Source organism: Clostridium sp. MCC353 (assembly GCF_018785315.1).
In the GTDB taxonomy this organism is placed as follows: domain Bacteria; phylum Bacillota; class Clostridia; order Lachnospirales; family Lachnospiraceae; genus CHH4-2.
In genome coordinates this window covers 118,258-141,918 of record NZ_WQPN01000022.1, presented here as the reverse complement: position 1 = coordinate 141,918, position 23,661 = coordinate 118,258, and the positions used below count along the sequence as shown (strand labels likewise).

The window sequence follows — 23,661 nt, the reverse complement described above, 5'->3', positions numbered from 1 at the left end:
GCTTTTCGGTCAAGTATTCTTCTCAACGGTTCAAGGTTTACCGGTTAAGGTTTCTTCTCAACGGTTCAAGGTTTACTGGTTAAGGTTTCTTCTCAACGGTTCAAGGTTTACCGGTTAAGTATTCTTCTCAACGGTTCAAGGTTTACCGGTTAAGTATTCTTCTCAACGGTTCAAGGTTTACCGGTTAAATATCCCTCTCAGCGTTTCAGCGGCTCCGGATATTTAACCGGAAAACCGGTTCCCGCTTCTCCCAGCACGCCGCCCTTGGAACAGTAAGAATCGGTCACTCTTCCGGTTTCATCCGTGATTTCCCAGGACAGCAGACGCACCTGGTTATTTTTCAGTTCCACATAAACATGGGAGAATGTCCGGTATCCCTCAGTGTTATAAACGCCAAAATCCACCGTTATCAGCCCATTTCCTCTGTACCAGATTTTCACTTCGTACTCTGCCTCAGGATTGCTTTCCAGCACTTCCTCCAGCATCCCGTCCCAGACTGCGGCCGCATTCTGATATCCCATAAAAAATTCCCTGGTGATTTCAATTCCGCCATACTCTTTATAAGTTCCATCCTCATAAAAGATGGGATAATCCTTCCACGTATGCCCCAGCATCCCTGAATCTGATTCCGCTCCATCATAATCTTCCGAACCATACCACAGCCGTCCGTCTCTCATGAAGATCTCTCCATAGCCGTCATAAACCTGCTGCAGCCCCCGGTTTTCCATGCGGTATGTAAAACACTGCTTCATGCTGCCCATCATCATATTTCCATTCAGCACCACATGCTGTTCCGTTCCCGCATCTCCTACTTCCAAATACCAATAATCTATGGCAAATGGCAGTTCATCGATTCCTGTTTCCACAGTAAATGCTCCAACTTCGTCAACAAACCACAGCTCGACCTCTGTCATATAATAATCGTATTCAATGGTTCCTGTCATAGCCACCGCTTCATGCCGTCCGTCTTTGTTGAGATCGCAATACTTAAATTCTATGATTTCACGGTCTGCAGCAGCTTCCAATATGGATCTCAGCTCCGCTTCCGTCACATCCGGCTTAGAATTCTCCGTCCCGCTCTGCCCCGGATCATCCCTGTCTGAATCGTCCCGGCCGGAATCCCCTCGGCCCGAGCCACTCACAGCGGAACCGCTCCCGTCTGTACCGCCCCCGCCGGAATCCCCTCGGCCGGAATCGCTCCCGGCAGAATTGCTCCCGTCCGCATCGTCCCGGCCTTCTTTGCTTCTTCCGTTCCCGTCTCCTCCTTCTCCATCATCATTTTCCCTTTCCCACCCCGGGGAAATGGTGTCTATCCACTGTTTTACCTCATCTGCCTGCTTTTCCCGGCCCTGTGCCTCATAAGAATCCATCAAACGTTCCAATACCAGTTCGCTCTTCTCCGGCCCTCTTTCCTTTTCTTCATATTCCTCCCGGATCACCGAAAATGCCGTCTCCAGCACCAGCCCGGCCCCATCCTCTCTTCCCAGACCCGTATAAGCGTCCGCCAGAGACAGGTATACTTCCATGTTCCTGGGTTCTATGCGCACAGCCGCCGTGAACTCCAGGACAGCTTCTTCATACTTCATCTCTTCCAGATACCGTTTTCCTGATTCCAAATGGTGTGTAAACCGCCCTTTTTGCGCTGCCCCTGCCAGGAAAAATGCGCACAAAATCCCCGCGGCAGCCATGACTGCCATCCCGCAAATCCATGCAGCCGTTTTCCCCCTTTTACGGTTATTATTTTCCATTTTTCCCGTCCCCGTTATTCCTCCGGCTGGTGGTTCCCTATACACATCCGGCCGTATCTGCGGCCCTTCTGCCTGTCTGCAGCCACATTTCGGGCAGAATTTAGCATCATCATGTAAAGCTGCCTTGCAATTTTCACAAATCTTCAATAAACTCCCCTCCTGCATCTTAAAAGCCGCTATTAGAAACTGCCGTCATCATACCCAAAAAACACAGAGCCTGTGCCGCCAAAAAGATACTGACCATATCCCTTGGGCGCCCAGGCTCCTATCCCGCGTCAACCGTTCATACCGGCGTTTTTACATAAACTGGCGGTTATCTTTTAAAATAACATCATGGGCTCCGCCCTCCACGATACTGGTGGAAGAAACCAGCGTGATCTTCGCATTCTTCTGCAGTTCAGGAATGGTGAGACAGCCGCAGTTGCACATGGTGGAGCGCACCTTGCTCAAAGAAAGATTCACATTATCCTTTAAGCTGCCTGCGTAGGGAACCAGAGAATCCACCCCTTCTTCAAAAGAAAGCTTGGCATCTCCGCCCAAATCATATCTCTGCCAGTTTCTCGCCCTGGCGCTTCCCTCACCCCAGTATTCCTTCATATAGCTTCCGTTCACATTGATTTTTTTCGTAGGGCTTTCATCAAACCGGGCAAAATATCTTCCCAGCATAAGGAAATCAGCTCCCATAGCCAGCGCCAGCGTTATATGGTAATCGTGGACAATTCCTCCGTCCGAACAGATCGGCACATAGATGCCCGTCTCATTAAAATACTCTTCCCTGGCCTTTGCAACCTCGATCAGAGCTGTTGCCTGCCCCCGTCCAATGCCTTTTTGCTCTCTGGTGATGCAGATGGCTCCGCCGCCGATTCCCACCTTTACAAAATCAGCTCCGGCCTCAGCCAGGAAACGGAACCCGTCGCCGTCAACCACGTTGCCCGCGCCGATTTTCACCTTGTCCCCGTAATTGCTGCGCACATATTCCAAAACGATCTTCTGCCACTCCGAAAATCCTTCCGAACTGTCGATGCAAAGGGCATCGGCCCCCGCTTCCAGAAGCGCCGGAATCCGCTCTTTATAATCTCTCGTATTGATACCTGCTCCCACCATATAACGTTTTGACCCGTCTATCAGCTCATTCTCATTCTTTTTATGGGAATTGTAATCCTTACGGAAAACAAATGAAACCATATTCTGGTTTTTATCAATGATGGGCAGGCAGTTAAGCTTGTGTTCCCAGATAATATCATTGGCTTCCTTCAAGGTGGTGCTGTCATCCGCGCACACCAAATCCTCAAATTTCGTCATGAACTCCTTTACCTTCGTATCTTCCGTCATCCTGCTGACCCGGTAATCCCTGCTGGTGACAATACCTACCAGCTTCCCGTTAGGACTGCCGTCTTCCGTAACAGCAACCGTTGAATGCCCTGTTTTATTCTTCAATTCCAGAATATCCGCCAATGTATTTTCCGGTGAAATATTAGAATCACTGGTTACAAATCCCGCCCTGTAATTCTTCACCCGGGCCACCATCTGAGCCTGGCTTTCAATGCTCTGTGAACCATAGATAAATGACAATCCCCCTTCTTTCGCCAGCGCCACCGCCATCTTATCATCCGATACCGACTGCATGATGGCAGACGTCATGGGGATATTCAATGAAAGCGCCGGAGTTTCACCTTTCTTAAACTTCACCAGAGGTGTCTTCAAACTCACATTGGCCGGAATTGCCTGGGTAGACGAATACCCCGGAATCAAAAGATATTCCCCAAAAGTCCTGGAAGGTTCATTCATATAAATTGCCATGTTTTTATTCTCCTTTATTCTTTATTTTCTTTCTCTCTCCTGCTCAAATCGCTATATCTCCATTGTAGGTAACCCGTCCCCTAAAGTCAACCACCTTTCCACATTCTGTTTTTTTCATCCCAAGCTGATAATTGTTCAAAATAAAAAAAGACAGGAAAAAGAGGGACAGCCATATTCAGCAAATGGCCCCAATCCCATTTTTTCCTGTTTTTTGAGTTATAATGTAACAATTCAGAACTGTTACGTTACAATACCTCACTATCGTTAATCTCTAATGATTCCCGGCAACAATATCCTCCAGCTCTTTCCAATGCTTCTCCATATCCGCCACCAAAGCGAACTGACTCCTGGCCCGGTCCAGATTGTGACCTTCCCTGTGAATCCTGAAATAATGATCCCCTTCCAGATAATCCGTCAGAAAACGCATACCGCACTCCAAAGTCATCAGCTTGGCTCCCCACGGAAGCATGCGGATTTCAGCCTGGGTCAGGTTTTTGCCGCACCCTTCCAGAAATCCTTTGGTATAGATTTCAAACAGCGGCAGGGAAATGGACACTTTTGACAAATCCGTCTCATCCTCAGCCCCTGTATTGGCTCCAAAACGGATGGCGTCCCCGAAATCAAAGATGGAGAGCCCCGGCATGATGGTATCCAAATCAATTACGCATATGGCTTTTCCAGTCACGTCGTCGATCATAATATTATTTAACTTCGTATCATTATGGGTCACTCTGAGAGGAAGTTCCTTATTCTTCAGCATATTCACTGCGATTCCCATCTCATTTTCCCGCTCCATCAAAAAGCGGATCTCTTCTTCCGCCCCCTTCGCCCTGCCGCAGGCATCCTCTTTGACAGCTTTCAAGAAGTTCTGGAACCGCACAGGGGTGTTGTGGAAATCCGGAATGGTTTCCGTAAGCTCTTCTGCCGGATAGTCCGAAAGCAGACCCTGGAACCGTCCGAATGCCTTACCGCTCTCATAGAAGTCCTCCGGCTTTTCCACCACATCATAGCAGGAAGCGCCCTTTATAAAATAATAGGCCCTCCAATACCCCTGGTCCCTGTCCTGATAATAAACCTTTCCATCCATGGCAGGCACCAGATTTAATGTTTCACGGTCCGGGTCTCCCTTCTCTTCTATAATCATTTTCCTCAAAAATGTGGTCACACCATCAATATTCTTCATAAGGCCGGGCACATCCTTAAATATCTGATGATTGATCTTCTGCAGAATGTATTCCTTTTGTCCGCCTTCTCCGTCCGTTATCAGTTTATACGTCTCATTGATATGCCCGCTCCCGTACCGCTCACAGGAAACCGGGCTGCCCTCAAACCGAAATGCCTCAAATATCTCCTTCATCCTATCTGTCCCCCATAATGTCTCAGGATAACAGCCCTTAGCCTTTAAAGCCCTGACCGCATCCATCACCACTCGTTTATCCTCTTTATAAGTTACTCCATACCAGTTATCCTCAGAGTGAAGCACTTTCACCTCCGCTTTTCCCTCCTTCAGCAGTTCATCCACCACAAAGGGGAGGAAATACTCACATTTTAACGGATTTTTCGGAAGCTGATCCTCTAAAAATGAACAAAACCGCCGGGATATCTCCTCCAATATGCTCTCAGTAAAGCCCCACATATTCATAGAGACTACCGTATTCCCCGGAAGTTCCGTCCAAGTGGCGCCGTCGTCCTCTGTGAACGCCGCTCCATCCTGGCGTTTTTCAATTCTGGTCCGCTCCTGGATATCCTCAAGCATCTGATCCTGCCCAACCCGGCATACCCCACGGGCCACATGTCCGTAATCCGTCAGGGTTTTACAGAGTTCATATCCAACCATAGTGTACTCATATTTATCCCCATCCTCCATGGCCGTCAATTGACGGTAAATAGACCGGAATGCCTCTTTTCCATAATAATCGTCCGCGTTGATCACTGCAAACGGCCCTTGGATCACGTCTTTGCAGCAGAGAATTGCATGGGCCGTCCCCCACGGTTTCCGGCGTTCTTCCGGAATCTCAAATCCATCCGGCAGTTTATCCAGTTCCTGATAGACATATTCCACTTCCATCTGCTTCTCAATCCTGTCTCCGATCAGCTCCTTAAAGTCTTTTTCAATGGCTTTTTTAATGATGAATACCACCTTTTCAAATCCCGCCTCTTTCGCATCGTAGATCGAAAAATCGATAATCAGGTTTCCATATTCATCCACCGGATCAATCTGCTTTAAACCGCCGTAACGGCTCCCCATTCCCGCTGCCATGATTACTAATACAGGTTTCCTCTCCATCGTTATCCCCTCCCGGATCATTTATTAGTACAAGTACAGGCGGCTGATGTTCCTGACCGGAAAAGCCGGTCAAAAACATCGGATTTTCCGCTGTCTGCAACAGTTCAGACCTATCTGAACAATTACCGCTGTCTTTACTGCTGCTTAATATTTTAGAAAAAAGCCTTGGAATTATCTATGGAATATCGTATACTATATAGTAAAATCGGATATTTAATTTGTTTTTACTCATTCTTATGAAAGGCGGAAGATATGGATCCCTCTCCTGAGCTCATAGAAATATTAAAGAATTTATACACGATTTCCGGTTTCCGAATGTCGGTCTACGACACGGCTTTTCGGGAAATCTGCGCGTTTCCCCAGGAAAAATCCCCGTTTTGCCAGATGATCCAAAGCTGCCCCGGCGGCCTGGAACATTGCCGCAGCTATGACCAGGCCGCTTTTCAGAAAGTCAGCCAGACAGGAGAAGTCTACCTGTACCGGTGTTATTTCGGCTTATACGAAGCCGTGGCCCCGCTCTACCACATCGGAACCCTCACCGGCTATCTGATGATGGGACAGACCCTGGACACGCAGAAAACCAGCAAAAACTTTGTAATTTCCCGGGCGCTCAATTATTCCTCAGACGAAGGGGCAATAAAAAAAGCGGCAGGGACAATCCCTATCCGCTCCAAAGACCAGATCTTATCATGCATCTCGGTCATGGACATCTGCGCCGCATATATTACATTGAAAGAACATTTGAAAACGCCCAGCACCAAACTTCCTGAGAAGGTGTTGGAATACCTGCGCCGGAATTACGGCTCTAAGTTCACCATCGATGACCTCTGCAGCCATTTTTACTGCAGCCGGGCCGCTTTAACCCGTTCTTTCCGCGCCGCCTTCGGCAAATCCATCCATGAATCCCTGATGGAAATCCGCTTGGAACACAGCCTGGAACTGCTAAAAAGGCCGGACAATTCCATCGAGGAAATTGCCGTATCCTGCGGATTCTACGATCAGAATTATTATACCAAGGTGTTTAAAAAATATTATACGGTGACTCCGGGACAATGGAGGACACAGCGTTTTTCGGAAACCGGATAACCTTACAAAAAGAAAAGGCGGATATCAAATTATCTTCCATAATTGATATCCGTCTTTCCTTCACTCCATTCATTTGGTACCTAATGAATTTCGTATATGATTAAAATTTTCCTCTCACCGGATTTTTGTTTGTCGGTTCATCCGGTTGTTTTCTCAAAAACATGTTTAAGATATTCTATCAGATTTTATATCATTACTTATTTCCATCTATCTTTTTGTTACAACTACTTACTTTTACTTCTTAAAATACTTTTCATCTATATGAACTCTTTAAAATTGACATTTTAAATTGTTTTTTTAAACTACTACTTCTTTCTCGAACTAAAATACTTGTATCATACTAAATACTTTCTATAAAATAACTTCCTGATCTGATTTCCTATCTTAAATTTTTAAGTCCACCCTCCTTCTGAATCTACAATTTTTAATTCCGATTGATTGGAAATTTTAACACGTCATCCCAAGGGCCCATCCTCCTGTTTCTTAATTTTCGTCGTTTTCTTTTGTTATCTGTATCATACACCAAGATTGTATTTTTGTCAATACAATCCGGCAATAATTTTGCAATAATTTTATATTTTTTCTCTTTATATCTATCATAAATTATCATTATGTAATTATAAATTTATATTTTCATAAATTTTCAGACTTTTTATACATTTATGATAGTTCCGCCGATTCCGCATTTTTCAAAGTAAATATTCTCCAACGGGATCCATTCCTTCAAAAACCGTTCCAGCATAACTTCCCCATTCCTCTTCAGAATCCTGCTGCGCTGTTCCTCTTCACTGACCGTCATAAAATACTTCAGATCATAAATATCTCCAAAATACGGGTGCTGGCTGTAAACCCCTTCTATAATATTTAAACGGGAAGCCTTCACTTCTATGGTTTCCGCCAATTTCCGGCTGCAGCAGTCATACCTCCTGTAGCAAAAATCCTTCCCCGCCAGAACAGGAACGAGAACTTCCTCATAAAACCTCTCATAATCCACATTTCCTCCGGCCTGGGCAAACCGTTCCTCTGTCCTCTGATGGGGCTGCAAAAAGAAATCATCCATATGAAACAGGCCGCACCCATACACCTCTTGAATCAGGGCGGCCAGGGTGCTCTTTCCGCTTCCGCTCTTCCCGTCAATGGCGGCCAAAAGGGGGGACTTATCTGTTTTCTTCAACAGAAGGTCAATATCACGGAACACCTGGAAGTATACTCCATATTCCTCTTTTACAATCCGGTAAGAGGGCTCATAAGCGTCCCTGTACCGCCGGCTGTGGCTGACAGCAGGATAGCCTTCAGCCCTGTATCTCTTCAGGTAATCATCCAGCTCTTTTATGTTAAACGGGGTGCTCCCTTCTTTCACACAAGCTCTTAGAGCTTCCAGTTTGCCCTCAAAACTGCCGGCAGAGCCAGACGTTTCCGCAGCCGTCAGCACGAACATCCTGTTCAGTGTTTCCGGCGAAAGCCCCCGGTTCAGGACATCCAGGTCCATTCTCATGAGCCCGCCGCCAACCGGTTCCCCGGCCTCTCCCGGATGGGGATATCTTTTCCTTCCTTCCCCGAATTCAGCCCTGAGCCGTTCCAGGCTGAGAGCTTCCTCTTTTATCATATGTCCGCCGCCAAATTCGCTCTGATACAGCAGCTTCACCGCATCCTGCACCTCCATCTGCGGATACTCATTCATATGTCTCATCAATATCTCTTTTATCTTTATCCTATTATTCATTTTTATCCCATTACCTTTGCTCACTTTAGAGTGTGTTTGAAAATTGCTTTCTGGCAGCTGTGCGTCACAGTTTGTGGGAGATTTGTTCCGAATGAGGGAGGCGCAGCGGGCTACGTTGACCGAATTCGGGGCAAATATACCGCAAAGCAGGGCGTGCAGATGACGGAAATGAATTTTCAAACACACTCTAATGCCATAATAATAGCAGGAACCAGAATAATCTGCAAGATAATTGCGGGAACTGCGTTTATAAACCCTCCGGCCAAAAACATCTGCCAGGACACAAAAAATACCAGGAAAGCGTTCTTCTCCCGCCGGTTTTGGCGGATACCTTCCTGGTATTCCTGTGTGAAAAGTAAATGAAATAAAATGGTACTGACTTCTGTCAGCGGCTGCCGATAATTATAACGTTTATCCCCCTGTCAGTCAAGCGCCGTTTGCACAAACGTTTGACGTTTCGGCGGGTTTATTTCCGCCAGTAACGTCCTACTTTATCACAATTGCCTGGGAAAGATGCCTTGGGGAATCCGCATCAATCCCCTTCTTTTCCGCAATATAATAGCCCAAAAACTGGCCGATGAATCCGATTATGGCTGCATTCTGCTCATCATTATATCCATAGGGCAGATCCAGGCAGTAATCCGCTTCCGAAAGTTCCGCGCCGGCTTTGCTTCCGATTGCCACAGTAACCGCTCCATAGCTCTTCATCTCTGCCAGAAGTTTGGCGTCCCCGTCTCCGGTGTGTTCGCTGCCCAGGAATATGATCAGCGTATTCTCATCCACCAGGCTCATGGGGCCATGGCGGTATTCCAGGCTGTAATAGGCTTCTGAATTAGTCAGACCCATCTCTTTCATCTTATTCATGCATTCATTGGCAATTCCATAATAAATCCCCTGGCCCAGGGTGATATAGAGATTCAGGTTTTCATTTTCCGCCACAATCTTTTTAGCGAGATCATCCATCTTCTGAAGCGCATCCCGGGCGTGATCCGCGTAACCGGACATGGCCATAACCTGGTCTTTCTTCCCTCCCGCATACATGGCCATAATTACGGACAAATATACCATGCTGGTAAAGGAACGGGTCATGATAACGCTGTCTTCCGCCGTTTCAGGGGAAAGCAGAACGTAATCGTTGTATTTCTCACTGTCTTTGTCGCAGGTAATTGCCAGGGACTTGACATTTGGATAACTTCTCACCTTATCTATGGCCATGCGCACCTCTGTGGTATAGCTCTTTCTGGTGATCGGAAGGACCAGAACCTTTCTGCCTTTCACATAAGTATCCGGGAAATAGTAAAGTTCCGAACAGCACATGGCTTTGGCCGGAACCGCGTTGCAGGTTGAAAACGCGTGGGCGGCCGCCTGCGCCAGATAAAGGGATGTGCCGCATCCCGTAAAGATCAGTTCATCATATTTTTCCGCAAACGCCTGATCCAGCACCGCAAATATATCTTCTAATGATTCATTGACTGCCGCAAATGATTCCGGCTGCCGGTAAATTTCCTGATATGTAATTTCACTGTTTTTCTTTTCCATAATTATATCCTGCCCTGGGTGTATGCCAAAAGCCCGCATTCCGCCGCCTGTACATCACTCATCAGGGCAGTAACCTCCTTATATATTAGTTTTGTTTTTAAGATAGACTTCAGGTTTTCTGCCCGTAATAAGCGCAGTACCATCGCTGTATCCCTCTTCCCTGCCCTTCAGTTCTGCTGTCAGGCAGGTTCTCAGTTCTGACAAATCCCTCTCATACTCTTTTTGGCCGGATACGTCCGAACGCTCCATTTCGTCCTTTTCCAGATCAAAAAGCAGTTCCCTTCCCGTATCCGAGTACCAGATATATTTTCTCGTTTTCGTCACAATATACTGGGCGCTCTGCCCAGCAGCAGACTGGGCGGTGTGTTCGCCGTGAAGATAGTTCCTGGTTTCTCCCTCCCCGTTTAACGCGGCGGCCAGATCAAGGCCTTCCACCCCTTCCGGACAGGACAGGCCTGCGGCGGACAGCAGGGTCGGCATCACATCCCTGAGTTCAGCGATTTCATCACAACGGGTTCCTCCCCGGATTCCCAGCAGATTTCCGGGATCGTAGAGAATCATCGGGACATGGACGCTGCCCTGGAAGGGCTGGCTCTTCCTGAACATCTGATGATCCCCCAGCATCTCCCCGTGATCCGAAGTGAAGAGGATGATCGTCTGGTTTAACACGCCTTCGTCCTTCAGCCCCCGCAGCAGCCTTCCGATCTGGTGATCCATATGGGTGATTAAACCGTAATAGCCCGCCCGCATCTTCTGGATGTCTTCATCCGCCAAATGTCCCTTAAAACAATCCACGTCAGGATATTCCGGCCCATCCTCCTCCCACGTCCCATGCACCGGAAGCGCCAGATCCTTTTCCATATACTGCCTGAAATAGCAGTCCGGCGGAAGCAGGGGCGGATGGGGGGCCACAAAAGAAGTCCATAAAAAGAAAGGCTTCGTCGGATCCCTCCTTCTGAGAAAATCCAGGGACATGGACACCGTCCAATTGGTGGGATGGGCGTGTTCCGGAAGGGGCCAGGGCCTGGCGTCCCAGGAATTGCAGTCAATGCCCGGATCCGCGATATCCGCCTGATATCCCGCTTCCCGCTGAAGATAGGGAAGATAGTCGTCCACCCTGTCCCACCATCTGTTTGCCGGCGTATTTTTATTCCTGTGGGGAAGAAATCCGTCATGGAGCACCACATTGTGAAATCCCATCAATTTTCTGGGCGGCCAGACATGCATCTTTCCCACGCACTGGGTATGGTATCCACCGTCGGCAAATGCCTGGGGCAGCGTGTTTTCATAATCCCAGTCTATGCAGTCCTGATAGCCCACCCTTCTGTGGGATCTTTGGGAGAGGCCCGTAAAAAGGGCCGCCCTGGCCGGAATGCAGGTGGGCGTGGCGCTGTAGGCATTGGTAAATACAGCGCCGTGATTTATCATCGTATTCAGATAGGGAGTTTTTATGTCCGGGTGGCCTAACGCTTCTATACAGTCCCCCCGCATCTGATCAGCTGTAATCAAAATAATATTAGGTTTCAAGCTGTCCTCCTCATTTCGTTCTTTTATCTGCACTTTCCGTCCGAACCGGCCAGCAGGATGATCTTTCTCACATCTTCCTGGAGCTTTTCATTGGCATACTGGGATAATTTCCAGGAGTGGCCCTGGTGGTTCAATGTCTTCAGGCCTTCTTCATAATGTTCCACATATTTATACCTGATTTCCGTACCGAAATTGATCTTGGCCACACCAAGCTTAATGGCGTCTTTAATGATCTCCTCCTTCATGCCGGTACAGCCGTGAAGAACCAGCGGGATATCCGTAAATTTCCGCACTGCCTCCATCACATCCAGATGGATATCCGGTTCCCCCTGATAATAGCCATGGGCATTTCCAATGCCTATGGCAAGGGAATCGGGGCTGCACAACTGCAGGAACCGCCGTACGTCTTCAGGATCCACTATATTTTTATTCTCCATCACCGTACCCATGTTGTCTAAGCGCAGCAGTTCACCGATCTCCGCCTCTACCGGCACTCCAAAACACTTTGCAACCTTTATGACTTCATTGGTCATGGCCGCATTTTCCTCAATCGGTTTGGTGGAGCCGTCGATCATGACGGATGTAAATCCCAGTTTCAGGGCCTCCATACAGATACCGAATCCGTCTCCGTGATCCAAATGGATGGAAACAGGCACGGAAACCTTGTTGGCGCACCATTTACAGACCTCCACAAACCAGTCGTGGCCGGAATAGGCCCCCGTCGCCACATAATGGGCCAGGATCACCGGCGATCTCATATCCTCCGCCGCTTTGCATATAGCCCAGATAATATCATAATTGCCTCCCTGGGTATTGAATGCCGGTATAGCAAATCCTTCTTTAGAAGCCCGTTTCAGCATCTCTATATTTGTAGTTAACATCTCTTTCTCCTCTTCTCTTTCTTTTCTATCATCATCCTTTTACAGCTCCCGCAACCAGGCCTTTTACCATATATTTTTGGAAGAAAATGAATAAAAGCACCATCGGCAGGGCGCCGACTACGGAGATCGCATTGACTAAGGACCAGTCATAGGAAAGCTCGCCCAGATATCTGAGGGCAATGCCTACCGACAGGGTCCGCAGCGCATCGTTCTGGATCAGAGTTGCCGCGTGAAGATAATCATCCCATGTCATCAAAAATGAATAGATTCCCACTGCCAGGATTCCCGGCTTCACAAGCGGAATGACAACCTGAAATAAGGTCTGAAGCCTCTTGGCTCCGTCCACAGTGGCCGCCTCCTCAATTTCATGTGGAATGCCGTCATAAAATCCATCCATCAGCATGACGCAGAACGGCACCTGAGCCGCTATAACCGCCAGGATCAAACCGGTTCTGGTGTTGATCAGATGCACGCTTCCCAAAAGGCCGTAAAGAGAAATCATACGGCTGACAACCGGAAACATCTGAGAGGATAAAAGGGCTGCTAAGATCCATTTATTCCATTTAAAATGAAATCTCGACAAGGCGTATCCCGACATGAGGGCGATTACGGTGGAACCCAGCGCCGAAAAACCGGCTACAATAAAGTTGTTTTTATAATAGATGAAGAACTGGTTATTCACTGTCAGCAAGCTTTTAAAACTGCTTCCTGAAAATAATTCGGGCCAGAACGTCGGGGGATACTTATATGCTTCCATATTGGTCTTAAATGCCGTAACCACCATCCAATAGATGGGAAACAGCAGAAAAACCAGGATCAAAACCAGCAGAACATATTTAAGGACCTCAAAACCTATCTTTTTACTTTTCACTGCTCCACCCCCTATTCCGTCTCTACTTTATTCATAATCTTGTTGTAGATGAAGATGACAATGATCATCAGAAGCATCCATACTGTGGTCACCGCAGCTCCGGAACCCAGGTTCTGGCTTACAAATGCTTCCCTGTAGCTCAAAATGGCAAGTGTGGTGGTAGCCCCGTCCGGGCCTCCGCCCGTCATCGTCCAGAACAGAGGGAACTGCTTGAAGTTCTCTATGATGGACATGGAAACGGCCACGCTGATAACGCTTTTCATGTAAGGAATTGTTATGTGAAACAGGCGCTGTACTTTATTGGCCCCGTCCACGGTTGCCGCTTCGATCAGTTCGCCGGGAACATTCTGCAGTCCCGCTAAAAGAAGCAGGGTCATGAGAGGAATCTGTTTCCACAAAGCCGCAACGCTGATTCCGTAAAGGGCCAAAGACGGGTTATTTAAAACTGCCAGATCGGTTACCCTGCCTCCCGTAACCACTGAAACCAGATATTTTACCAAGCCATACTGCGGCTGAAACAGCCACATCCAGATGAGAGCTGAAATGATCGTGGGAATTACCCAGGGCGTCATCATAATGCCCTGAATGATCTTCGCGCATTTAACGCCTGAATTGAGGATCAGCGCCAGGGTCATGCCCAGCACAAACGCTAAAATTACAACAAAAATAACAAAGATAAATGTATTGGAAATCGCCTGAGGCAATTTTGCATTCTGAAACAGTTTAATATAATTGCCGAAATTGTTCCATTTTCCAGGTTTTCCGCTGATTATATTCTTAATTTCATATTTCATAAAACTTTTTATGATTGAATCAATGACCGGTACCAGGATAAATATAAATGTCATTAAAACGGCCGGCAGCAGCAAAATCAGAGAAAAAATCCCGTCCCTTCTTGCCTTGGCCGTATTCCCTTTATGCTTCATACGGTAAACCTCCTAACCGAAACCCCTTATTTTCCCCAAAAATGTGTATAGTATAGGGGCACCCCAAAAAGAGCTGCCCCTATCCTGTTACGTCCGCGTCTACCGGCCTATTCTGCCAGTATTGCTTCTGCTGCCTTTCTGAATTCCTCGATTGCCGTATCCACATCTTTTCCGGATACCGTAACCGCCTGTGCCAGTGTACAAAGTTCCAGATTCAAATCGCTGATTCTGGGAACAAATACCTGTGCGATAACGTTCTCCGCTGATCCTGCCGCGCCTTTTAATATATCGTTATCCGCTACGCTGTCAGCCATAGCCGCTTTAGCCGGATACGCCGGTGTAATATTGGTTAAATAATCATTGAGCACTTCAGGTGTAATGATATACTGGGCCAATTTAGCCGCTGCCGCCTTCTTGGCGTCTCCGTTGTCGGCAAAGATCAGACAATGTGCCTGAAGGATACTCTGCCCGTCGCCTGCTCCGCCTTTTAAAGGTTTAGCAGAAGCCGTAAAGTTTTTCGCATCCGGGTTAATTGACTGGATTCCGTTGTATCCCCATGACTGGTCATAATACATAGCAAGCTGGCCTAACGCAAACAGGTTTCTCAAATCTTTTAACTTGGCGTTCTGAGGATTGTAGCCTTTTTCATCCAATGTTTTCAGCATGGTAATGGCATCTTTAAAGCCCTGGTTATCAATGCTTAAATTGCCTTCCCCGTCCAAAAGAGTTCCGCCGAAGTTGAAAATCATTCCGTTGATGGCTGAACCGGATACGGGAACAGAAGCGGTTGTCTGTCCGAAGGCATAAACCGGATTGCCGTTATCATCCTTTAACTGGGATAATTTTTCCGCGTATTCCATCATCTCGTCATAAGTTGTGGGAGGCGCCGCCGGGTCTAACCCAGCCTTTTCAAACAGTTCCGTATTGTAATACAATACATATGGAGATACATACATGGGCAGTCCGTATGGTTTTCCGTCGATGTTAAAGGATTCCATAATGCTGGGATAGAAATCAGCCAGATAATCAGCCGGCAGCACTTCATCCACCGCTACTGAAAGCCCTGCGTCTTCAAGTCCGGGCACCCAGCCGATCTCGCCAAAAATCAGGTCAACTTTATCTCCGCCGCCTGCCATGTTGATCACCTGGTTTACCAGCTCACCGTATGGAGCCGTCACCCATTCAATGGTGATGTTGGGATTCTCCTTTTCAAACCCTTCTTTTACGCCATTCCAGAAATCTTCATAGCCAGCTTCCAGCAGAGCGTAATTGGCAAACTTAATCGTAACGGGTTCGGCGGTTTCAGCCGCAGTCGTGGCTGCCTCCGCCGACGCCGCGGCTTCCGTCTTCGCTGCGGCAGTTGTGGCGGCAGGCGCCTGTGTTTCAGCAGGTTTTGATCCTCCTCCCGAACAAGCGGAGCATAATGTCATCGTCGATACCAGTGCCAATGCCAATAACTTTTTTTTCATAAAAATACCCTCTCTCTTTTTATTATTTTTATGTTTATAAATTGCCTCGATTATTACCATACTTTTTTATAAAAGATTAAACCCCTGATCCCTTGTGATTCAATGGAACATACTCATCACCATAGCTGCATATTCCTTTGAACCGTTGTTTTCTGTTTTCGTGTACACTCGTGTGTATCTTTCATAAAAAAGTACTTTTTATAATCTTCGCAAATTATTTTCAAGTACTTTTACCGCTCTTTTAAAAAAATGTCTTCTGTCAAGTGCTTTCACGTTCAATTAACCTCGTTTCAAATTCCGCATTATCCGGCTTTCTGCCGTTTACCATATCTAAAATCATGGATATGGCTGTTTTGCTGATCTCTTCTCTCTGCATCTCCATGGTGGTCAGCTTGGGAGAACAGAATCTGCTTATACTGGAGTTGTCAAATCCGATCACCCCCAGGTCTTCCGGCACCCGGTATCCCAGCCCAATGGCCGCGTTCATGGCTATGCAGGCGACCATATCGTTACGGCCGTAAATCCCATCAACCACCGGGCCGTCTTTTAACCGTTTCACTACCGCTTCCGTCAACTCGTCTTCATTATGACATCCGGCCACAGTGCTCCACTCTGTAATCTCAAAACCGCTGGCCCTCATCTCATCCATAAACCCGCTGAGACGCAGATCCTCTTCTGTGCTCCTGTTGCCATGTCTGCTGATTCGGTCGATATAAATAATGTTCTTCTTGCCTTTTTCAATCAAATGTCTGACACAAGCTCTGGCTCCGGTGTAAAGCCCCGATGCTAAAACAGCTACGTTCTCAGGGAGATTCTCCCTTCTACGGTGCTTAAATAACACCACAGGTATGCCCGCGCTGCTGAAATCGAATATGTATTCCGTGGGAAAACTGGTGGAACTGATGATGATTCCGTCATACTGCCGGCTGATCACCTGGGAAACGAATTCAGGCGTGTTGCGGTTGGCGCACAGGGAGATCAGATATCCGGCCTGGTATGCGTACTTATCCATCTCACTCACGATACGGCTGAAATATTCATTGGTGATCTGGTCGGCAATGAACAGAATCTGATTGCTGTTTTTCCCCTTCAAAGCCCGGGCAACATTATTCGGCCTGTAGTTAAGCGCCAACACGGCGGCTTCTACCCTGGCCCGTTTTTCCTTTGCCACATACCGGTTATTATTGATCACATAGGATACCACCGTCTCGCTGACTCCTGCCATCCTGGCTACGTCGGCTCTCGTTACACGTTCTCCACTTTGCTTCATATTGTACAAATTCCTTCTTTGTAAACTCGTGTGTATATATTATATTATACAGTTTCACACCTATTTGTCAATACTATTTCGCAATTATCTGTGAATTGTTACAGCTTTTGCCGCTGTTCCCAGTCACGCCAGTGCCCCGGCCATCCGGCCGGAAGACTAAGAATCTCCCAGCGGCAAGGCCGGAGGCGGCCTGAGCAATTTTTAAAAATAATATCACAGGTTTTATAAATGACAGATTCCTCCAGCTCTGTTAAGATAAAGGCAGATTCATCTTGTTTCCCGACAGGCCAGCGGCCTCATGCCTTCCCTCTTTTTAAAGCAGGTGCAGAAACTGCTTTCATTCTGAAATCCGCACACGGCACTGATTTCTTTTACCGTCATGTTTGTCGACTTCAGATAGTATTTTGCCTTGTCTATACGGGCATTGATAATGAAGTCATGAGGCGTGTATCCGGTTTCTTTTTTAAACACGCGGATGAAATGATACCTGCTCATAGAACAGCGCCGGGCCAGGGAATCCAGGTCGAGGGGGGAATCCAGGTGTGAACAGATGTAACTGGTCATGGATTCCGCGATCCGGCCCATTTCATTGTCCTTTTGTCCCTCTGAAGCTTCCTGGAAAAACAATGTCAAAAGATCTGTTATATATTTGGAAATCAAATAATCCCGGATGGTTCGGCCCTCTGAAAATCCTGAGGTAATCTGATCAAAGATCCGTTCCGCCAGATAAGGAACCGTCAGCCGCACCTGGCCCAAAGTCTGGCTTTTGATCAGTTTATAATAATTTTCACAGGCTTTCCCCTCCAAATGGATCCACTGGATCTCCCATTCAGGGTCGGCATAATATCCGTGAGGGCCATGGCAGTCTAAAAAGACCAGATCTCCTGCCTCCACCCGGCGGCTTATCCCGTCCGATTCCACTGCTCCCGAGCCGCTTTTTATATAAAGAATCAAATAGCTGTCAAACTCCTGCCGCCTGACGCAATACTCACTGCTGCACCAGAAATGTCCCAAACAATGCAGGTAAAAAAAAGTATTTTTTGCAGTGATTCCAGGCGTATAAAAATAGATTTCCGAATTCTCCAACACACCTTTTTCCCGACGATACATAAAGATTTTCCTTTACTATAAAAAATCATGCCGTACAAACGGCGAAAGTGAGGTTAACAATGACAAAACAAGAGAAATTATCCCGCGCCCTAAACCATCAGTCCGGACCGGTTCCTTTTGATATCGGCGCAACTTCCACCACCGGCATCCACGTCTCTGTGGTGGAACAGCTCAGAGAGTATTACGGCCTGGAGAAACGGCTGGTGAAGGTACAGGAGCCAATGCAGATGCTGGGCGTACTGGATGATGATTTAAAAGAAGCCCTGGGCGTGGATACGGTCCCTGTCTGGAACCCCAATACCAGCATGGGGGTAAAAACAACCGGTGAAAAGGAGTGGCTGGCGCCGTGGGGGCAGAGGCTTCTCGTCCCGGAACATTTTACAACCACCTCGGATGACCGTGGAAATACCTTTGCCTATGTGGATGGAGATACCGGCTGCCCTCCCTGCGCTAAAATGCCTGAAGGGGGATATTTCTTCGATGTTATCATAAGAGGCCACGATTATGATGAGGATCATCCCCATGTTGAGGATAATCTGGAAGAATTCAAGGAAATCTCCGAAGATGTCCTGGACTGCATCAGGGAACGCTTGAAAATGGCCAAACAGACCCCTTATGCCCGGATTGGAGCTTTCGGCGGCTGCGCGGTGGGCGACATCGCGCTGGTTCCGGGAGGAATGTTAAAACATCCCAAGGGCCTTAGAGACATCAGCGAATGGTATATGGCTATGGTCGCAAACCCGGATTACCTCCATCAGATTTTTACCTATTCCACCGACATCGCGCTGAAAAACCTGGAGCGGATCAAACAGGTGGTTGGCAATGAAGTTCAGGCAGTATTTGTCTGTGGAACGGATTTCGGCACGCAGAACGGGCCTTTCTGTTCCCGGGAGCTGTTTCGGGAGCTCTACATGCCCTATTATAAAAAGATCAATCAATGGATCCATAAAAACACGGAATGGAAAACAATCAAACACTCCTGCGGCTCCATCTTTCCCCTGATCCCGGATCTCATCGAATCGGGATTTGACATCTTAAATCCGGTTCAATGGACAGCCCGGCAGATGGATCCCCGCACCCTCAAAAAAGAATTCGGACATGATATCGTCTTCTGGGGCGGCGGTGTGGATACGCAGAAAACATTTCCATTCGGTACGCCTGAGGAAGTCCGCCGCCAGGTACTGGAAATCTGTGAAATATTCTCTCCATCCGGCGGTTTCGTCTTCAACACAATTCATAATATCCAGGCCCTGACCCCTGTGGCAAATGTGGCCGCAATGGCCGATGCGGTCAGAGAGTTTAACGGCTGCCGGTGATAAAGTTCAGGGGAAACCGGGAACCTGTATTATTAAAATACGGGCTCCCGGTTTCATCTTGTTTTGTCTGATTTTCTAATGTTTTACAATTCAATCACAGGAATATTCAAAAGGGAACACAGTTCCTTCAACTGAGCTGTAACATCGGCCCATACAAGGCTGTAGTGATGGGGAACGCCTTCATCGATAATCCGTTCGATCACCTGGCGGACCGGCATCTTCACTTTTATGTTGGCCATGATTCCCTTGGTGTAGCGGTCCATGTCAACGGCTTCGCCGCCCATTAAAAACAGTTTATACTGTCCTCCGATGTTGCAGAATCTGGCGATTGTCACGACGCCCGGTTTTAAGGCCCCATAAAAAGCCGTTCCCTGCCCTGCCAGAGGATGATTGCGGATCAGAACATCATAATCCGGGTTGCATAAAGACGGCGCAGCATTGCCGCAGTGCCAGAATGTCATCAGGTTCTTTTCCTCATCTATATTGATCATGTCCGTAATAAAGCTGGGCTGTCCGGTCAGATAATATTCTGCCATCTGTGCAATCTCGGCGTCCACATCGCCTTCACACCCGATATTGATTCCATCATCGGCCAGGCGCCCTAAAACCGCACAAGGCGTTGTATGTAAATTGCCCATCTCCGGCCAGCACTTGAGGGTGCCGAAATCGTAACCCTGTTCCGCCATCACCTCTTTTATGGCCAGATATAACTTGGAATGGTTTTCCAAATGGCCCTCCGGCAGTTTGGATGTGTCAAACCGTTCCGACATCTGCTTCATATCCGCCTCATAAGCGTCTTGATCAAGAGCATCCATCTTATCGAATACTACTTTTAAGTCGGTTTCCTCAATCTTTATGCCGAACGTCCGGCGGATTAAGGATTCATCAAAGGAACAGTTGTAAAATGCGGTGGGCCGGTAGCCCAGAAGGCCCAAATTCGTATGTTTCATGCACTTCATAACGTGATAGGCCATCAGAATATCCTTGACCTTTCCAGCCGCTCTCTCGTCTTCTTTGCTTCCATAAACCGTATGGCACTTCACTCCCACTTTTCTCAAAGCGGCTGAATTCATAGTCATGGAACACAGTGCGTTGGAATACAGGCGGTCATCCTTTTCAAAGGGCACTTCATAGGGAGCCCACAGAAGAATGGGGATATTCAGCATTTCCGTCAGATAGGACGCCACATCATCACCGGTAAACGCACCGTAAACCATAACGATCACATCCGCCTGGGCGGCCTTAAACTGGGATACAATGGCTTCATTCTCTTTGCGCCCGCATCCCATCACATCCGCCCGTATGATGTTTAACTTGGGAAGATTCTCTTCCAGCCAGTCCCCGTATTCCTGATTTCTCTGGGACGGCACTTCCTGGGGCCATCTCCCTGAATATGTGGTAAGAAATCCTACGTTCAATTGTTTTTCCATCATCCAACCTCCTGTTTTCGTCATTTACGATATATTTTCAAATATCAACACGTGTGTACATATAAATATTATACTATCGTTCATTTTCATTTGTCAACCATTACCTTCTTTCTCTTAAAATACCAGCAGCCGTTCACTGTAACAATCATGACACAATCGTTTGCACTTTCTGCAACAGTTCAGACAGGCCTGAACCGTTACGCATCCAGCCCATTAAAGCCGCCTGCGGCGAGGGGCTGGATGCCTGCAACCGCAATGTTTTCGTACGGTCCGGGCAGTAAATGCGCAGACCTATCTGAACGGTTGCCACTTTCTGCCCCGCAGCATTTACAATTTCCTTACATGGATTGACAGACAGCATGTGAGGAAGTATGATGGAACATGCTTAAAACAGTAAAACAGCCTGTGAAGAAGGGCCGTATTACCATAATCTTTCACTTGGGGGAATTTATGATGGAAAGCACAACACATCAGGAGCGCAGCGCCTATTTCGATAATCTCAGATTTGTTTTGATCTTCCTGGTGGTAGCCGGGCATTTTCTGCTGCCTTTGGACAAGACACGTTTTTCCAATAATATTTTTTATTTAATCTATACATTTCATATGCCCTGCTTTATTTTTGTATCAGGGTATTTTTCCACTCATGTGGTTCAAAACGGCAGGTTCCGGGCGGATAAGCTGATTCAGATCCTGTGGCTGTATATCCTGTTTAAAATCATGGTTCATGTTACAGAGGGACTGATCGACGGGAAAATCGGGCTGTATATCGACTTCTTCGAAGAAAGCGGCGCACCCTGGTATCTGCTGGCATTGGGGCTCTGGTATCTGTCCATTCCATTTATCCGGGAGCTGGATCCCCGCACGGTGATGGCCGGTTCCATCATCATCAGCCTGCTGTCAGGCTATGAGGGTTCCGTAGATTCCACGCTGGCTCTGGACCGGACACTGGCCTTTGCGCCATTTTTCTATGCAGGCTATTATATGAACGGCAAAAAGATTGAAGACAGGCTTCACAAAAGCCACAAGGTTTTCCTTCTGCTGCTCTCATTTTTTACGGCATCCTTTCTCTTCCTGTGCACTTATGATCTGCTGATGCCCTATTCAAATATTGTCTACGGCATCAATTATCACCGGCTGGGGCCGGAATTATATCCTTATGGCGGGCTTATACGGATTGTGTGGTACATTGTGACGATCTGTATTTCCCTGGGGTTCATGGCCGCCGTACCTAAGAAAAGAACGGTTTTTACCACAATCGGCAGCCGCACACTGCAGATTTATATCCTCCACAGGATTATCAGGGACCTGCTCCAGTATTTTGGATTTTTTAACAGGGTGAATGTGCATTCAAAACTGTGGATTATTGGGCTTTTGGGGTTATCTTTCCTTTTAACGGCCGTATTGGGAAACCGGTGGCTGGCTGTGGTGTTTGACGCTGTAAGGCGGATTCCTGACCGGTTGGGGATGAAATCGGGGCAGAGGAGGTAACTTCTGCAAACAGGCCCAGGGCGCAGATTTCTTGGTGAAACAAAAAAAGATTGGCAGCAGGAAAACCATCAACCTGTCTGCCAATCTTTTATTTTACAAAAACCATTATATCTATGTGTTCTGAATCTGAACTCAGTTGAGCCAGTTACTGGGCTGTACCAGCCTCCGTGAATCCTTCCGTTGAAGGAAGAGTAAAGTCTACCGGCTGTCCGATATTGATATAATTCATCTGTATGGCCATATTAGCGCTCACAGTCTGACCTTCCATGGTTAAATCAAACACAAAGTCCATATCCTCCGAAATACAGTAACCTTCCGGATTGATCACAGATCTCCCTTTCAGATCTTTGAAGTTAACGGAATCAACATTAAGCCCCATCTGGTCATAGATGGACATAATATAGGAATTGAATCCACTCATATTCATGGTATAGGAGATCACTTTGTTGCCATTTCCATCATCAGCAACTGTCACATTCTGCATGGAATCGGTCAAATCGTCCCCCATCCCGTTCATATCGCTGTTAACCTGGGCTGTTATTCCGGCTATATCCATTGGGACTTTCTGCTTTATTCCCATCATATCAATGTAGTAATAACCGTCAGTATAGAACATGGTGCCTTTCATGTTCACTCCGATCATGTTCATATCCAGCGTGGCAAGATATTTCATGGATGACTGATTCAAGTCTTTGAATTTCAAATCCATATTCATATCAGCAGTAACCGTTTCCCCTTCCATGGTCATAGTCACGGAAATTTTGCTGGCTGCCGTCATGCTGGAAAGCTGTGAAGATTTCTTGGCTGCTTCCTGATATAACCGGAGTCCGTCAGAAACGGATTCACCGCCGTCTGTTCCGGGGCCCGTCTGTTTCTGCTGAACAACTCCATCCACGGTCCATGCACCGCCATCATTGACCGTATATCCGTCTGGCGTTGTGGTATTGGTCAGAAGATAACCGTTCTCATCAAAATAATAACTCTCTGCTACGCCGTCCTCATTGCCGTCAATCCACTGCCAGCCGGACTGAGGATAAGAGCCGTCATCATTCTGATACCACCATCCCTCCGCTTCCTGTTTCCAGGTGCCGGCAAATGATGTAATGCTCATTGAAAATGTCATTACCAGAGCGGCCGCCAAAATTTTGTAACGTTTCTTCATGATAGTTTCTCCTTTCAGAATCTAGTTA

The 23,661-nt window shown here is 47.3% G+C and carries 17 protein-coding genes and 2 pseudogenes; 4 read left to right on the top strand and 15 right to left on the bottom strand.

Going from position 1 to position 23,661, the window contains the following annotated elements:
• Positions 1-197: 197 nt before the first annotated feature.
• The 4 genes and pseudogenes from GPL15_RS06010 to GPL15_RS27300 form a co-directional block, all read right to left on the bottom strand.
• Positions 198-1,748: a hypothetical protein gene (locus GPL15_RS06010; protein ID WP_215696987.1), complete on the bottom strand. Its 1,551-nt coding sequence runs from the start codon at positions 1,746-1,748 to the stop codon at positions 198-200.
• A gap of 297 nt (positions 1,749-2,045) precedes the next feature.
• The gene (locus GPL15_RS06005; RefSeq protein ID WP_215696985.1) at positions 2,046-3,548 is read right to left on the bottom strand and encodes an IMP dehydrogenase; all 1,503 of its coding nucleotides are present in this window, start codon (positions 3,546-3,548) and stop codon (positions 2,046-2,048) included.
• 271 nt (positions 3,549-3,819) lie between these two features.
• Positions 3,820-4,845: pseudogene (locus GPL15_RS27305) on the bottom strand (aminoglycoside phosphotransferase family protein); the annotation flags it as partial.
• 72 nt (positions 4,846-4,917) lie between these two features.
• Positions 4,918-5,835, bottom strand: a pseudogene (locus GPL15_RS27300) (sugar phosphate nucleotidyltransferase); the annotation flags it as partial.
• Positions 5,836-6,087: 252 nt separating this feature from the next.
• Between GPL15_RS27300 and GPL15_RS05995 the strand changes: the two are divergent.
• A complete protein-coding gene (locus GPL15_RS05995) occupies positions 6,088-6,921 on the top strand; it encodes a PocR ligand-binding domain-containing protein (protein ID WP_215696980.1) in 834 nt (277 codons plus the stop codon).
• A 652-nt stretch (positions 6,922-7,573) separates the two neighbouring features.
• Here the strand turns inward: GPL15_RS05995 and GPL15_RS27295 are convergent.
• Positions 7,574-8,782: a DUF6783 domain-containing protein gene (locus GPL15_RS27295; protein ID WP_346344904.1), complete on the bottom strand. Its 1,209-nt coding sequence runs from the start codon at positions 8,780-8,782 to the stop codon at positions 7,574-7,576.
• On the opposite strand from GPL15_RS27295, the gene GPL15_RS27915 reads away from it, so the two are divergent.
• Positions 8,675-9,007: a DUF6783 domain-containing protein gene (locus GPL15_RS27915; RefSeq protein WP_346344903.1), complete on the top strand. Its 333-nt coding sequence runs from the start codon at positions 8,675-8,677 to the stop codon at positions 9,005-9,007. The genes GPL15_RS27295 and GPL15_RS27915 overlap by 108 nt on opposite strands.
• 123 nt (positions 9,008-9,130) lie before the next feature.
• Here the strand turns inward: GPL15_RS27915 and GPL15_RS05985 are convergent, their stop codons facing one another.
• The 8 genes from GPL15_RS05985 to GPL15_RS05950 all read right to left on the bottom strand — a co-directional run bounded on the left by GPL15_RS05985 (position 9,131) and on the right by GPL15_RS05950 (position 18,237).
• Positions 9,131-10,183, bottom strand: a complete 1,053-nt coding sequence (locus GPL15_RS05985; RefSeq protein WP_215696978.1) for an SIS domain-containing protein — start codon at positions 10,181-10,183, stop codon at positions 9,131-9,133.
• A 78-nt stretch (positions 10,184-10,261) separates the two neighbouring features.
• Positions 10,262-11,710 carry an arylsulfatase gene (locus tag GPL15_RS05980; RefSeq protein ID WP_215696976.1) on the bottom strand — a complete coding sequence of 483 codons (1,449 nt, stop codon included), beginning with the start codon at positions 11,708-11,710 and terminating at the stop codon, positions 10,262-10,264.
• A 23-nt stretch (positions 11,711-11,733) separates the two neighbouring features.
• The gene (locus GPL15_RS05975) at positions 11,734-12,591 is read right to left on the bottom strand and encodes a class II fructose-bisphosphate aldolase (RefSeq protein ID WP_215696974.1); all 858 of its coding nucleotides are present in this window, start codon (positions 12,589-12,591) and stop codon (positions 11,734-11,736) included.
• 31 nt (positions 12,592-12,622) lie between these two features.
• A complete protein-coding gene (locus GPL15_RS05970) occupies positions 12,623-13,462 on the bottom strand; it encodes a carbohydrate ABC transporter permease (protein WP_215696972.1) in 840 nt (279 codons plus the stop codon).
• An 11-nt stretch (positions 13,463-13,473) separates the two neighbouring features.
• Entirely contained in the window at positions 13,474-14,388 is a 915-nt protein-coding gene (locus tag GPL15_RS05965; RefSeq protein ID WP_215696970.1) for a sugar ABC transporter permease, read from the bottom strand.
• Positions 14,389-14,495: 107 nt separating this feature from the next.
• The gene (locus tag GPL15_RS05960; RefSeq protein WP_215696968.1) at positions 14,496-15,857 is read right to left on the bottom strand and encodes an extracellular solute-binding protein; all 1,362 of its coding nucleotides are present in this window, start codon (positions 15,855-15,857) and stop codon (positions 14,496-14,498) included.
• A 259-nt stretch (positions 15,858-16,116) separates the two neighbouring features.
• A complete protein-coding gene (locus GPL15_RS05955; RefSeq protein WP_215696966.1) occupies positions 16,117-17,127 on the bottom strand; it encodes a LacI family DNA-binding transcriptional regulator in 1,011 nt (336 codons plus the stop codon).
• A gap of 267 nt (positions 17,128-17,394) precedes the next feature.
• The gene (locus GPL15_RS05950) at positions 17,395-18,237 is read right to left on the bottom strand and encodes an AraC family transcriptional regulator (RefSeq protein WP_215696964.1); all 843 of its coding nucleotides are present in this window, start codon (positions 18,235-18,237) and stop codon (positions 17,395-17,397) included.
• 59 nt (positions 18,238-18,296) lie between these two features.
• Here GPL15_RS05950 and GPL15_RS05945 point away from each other — a divergent pair, with 59 nt between their 5' ends.
• Entirely contained in the window at positions 18,297-19,553 is a 1,257-nt protein-coding gene (locus GPL15_RS05945) for a uroporphyrinogen decarboxylase family protein (protein WP_215696962.1), read from the top strand.
• A gap of 83 nt (positions 19,554-19,636) precedes the next feature.
• On the opposite strand, the gene GPL15_RS05940 is transcribed toward GPL15_RS05945, so the two are convergent.
• A complete protein-coding gene (locus GPL15_RS05940) occupies positions 19,637-20,986 on the bottom strand; it encodes a fucose isomerase (RefSeq protein WP_252198119.1) in 1,350 nt (449 codons plus the stop codon).
• A gap of 447 nt (positions 20,987-21,433) precedes the next feature.
• Here GPL15_RS05940 and GPL15_RS05935 point away from each other — a divergent pair, with 447 nt between their 5' ends.
• The gene (locus tag GPL15_RS05935) at positions 21,434-22,471 is read left to right on the top strand and encodes an acyltransferase family protein (RefSeq protein ID WP_215696960.1); all 1,038 of its coding nucleotides are present in this window, start codon (positions 21,434-21,436) and stop codon (positions 22,469-22,471) included.
• Between the two features lie 145 nt (positions 22,472-22,616).
• On the opposite strand, the gene GPL15_RS05930 is transcribed toward GPL15_RS05935, so the two are convergent.
• Positions 22,617-23,633, bottom strand: a complete 1,017-nt coding sequence (locus GPL15_RS05930) for a DUF6612 family protein (protein ID WP_215696958.1) — start codon at positions 23,631-23,633, stop codon at positions 22,617-22,619.
• Positions 23,634-23,661: the final 28 nt, after the last annotated feature.

What these genes read in the sequence shown, in the direction of transcription:
- GPL15_RS05995 (WP_215696980.1), top strand. Translation starts at nt 6,088, where the DNA reads ATGGATCCCTCTCCTGAGCTCATAGAAATATTAAAGAATTTATACACG.
- GPL15_RS05960 (WP_215696968.1), bottom strand. Translation starts at nt 15,857, where the DNA reads ATGAAAAAAAAGTTATTGGCATTGGCACTGGTATCGACGATGACATTA.
- GPL15_RS05930 (WP_215696958.1), bottom strand. Translation starts at nt 23,633, where the DNA reads ATGAAGAAACGTTACAAAATTTTGGCGGCCGCTCTGGTAATGACATTT.
- GPL15_RS05945 (WP_215696962.1), top strand. Translation starts at nt 18,297, where the DNA reads ATGACAAAACAAGAGAAATTATCCCGCGCCCTAAACCATCAGTCCGGA.
- GPL15_RS05935 (WP_215696960.1), top strand. Translation starts at nt 21,434, where the DNA reads ATGATGGAAAGCACAACACATCAGGAGCGCAGCGCCTATTTCGATAAT.
- GPL15_RS06005 (WP_215696985.1), bottom strand. Translation starts at nt 3,548, where the DNA reads ATGGCAATTTATATGAATGAACCTTCCAGGACTTTTGGGGAATATCTT.
- GPL15_RS05955 (WP_215696966.1), bottom strand. Translation starts at nt 17,127, where the DNA reads ATGAAGCAAAGTGGAGAACGTGTAACGAGAGCCGACGTAGCCAGGATG.
- GPL15_RS05965 (WP_215696970.1), bottom strand. Translation starts at nt 14,388, where the DNA reads ATGAAGCATAAAGGGAATACGGCCAAGGCAAGAAGGGACGGGATTTTT.
- GPL15_RS05985 (WP_215696978.1), bottom strand. Translation starts at nt 10,183, where the DNA reads ATGGAAAAGAAAAACAGTGAAATTACATATCAGGAAATTTACCGGCAG.
- GPL15_RS05975 (WP_215696974.1), bottom strand. Translation starts at nt 12,591, where the DNA reads ATGTTAACTACAAATATAGAGATGCTGAAACGGGCTTCTAAAGAAGGA.
- GPL15_RS06010 (WP_215696987.1), bottom strand. Translation starts at nt 1,748, where the DNA reads ATGGAAAATAATAACCGTAAAAGGGGGAAAACGGCTGCATGGATTTGC.
- GPL15_RS05950 (WP_215696964.1), bottom strand. Translation starts at nt 18,237, where the DNA reads ATGTATCGTCGGGAAAAAGGTGTGTTGGAGAATTCGGAAATCTATTTT.
- GPL15_RS05940 (WP_252198119.1), bottom strand. Translation starts at nt 20,986, where the DNA reads ATGATGGAAAAACAATTGAACGTAGGATTTCTTACCACATATTCAGGG.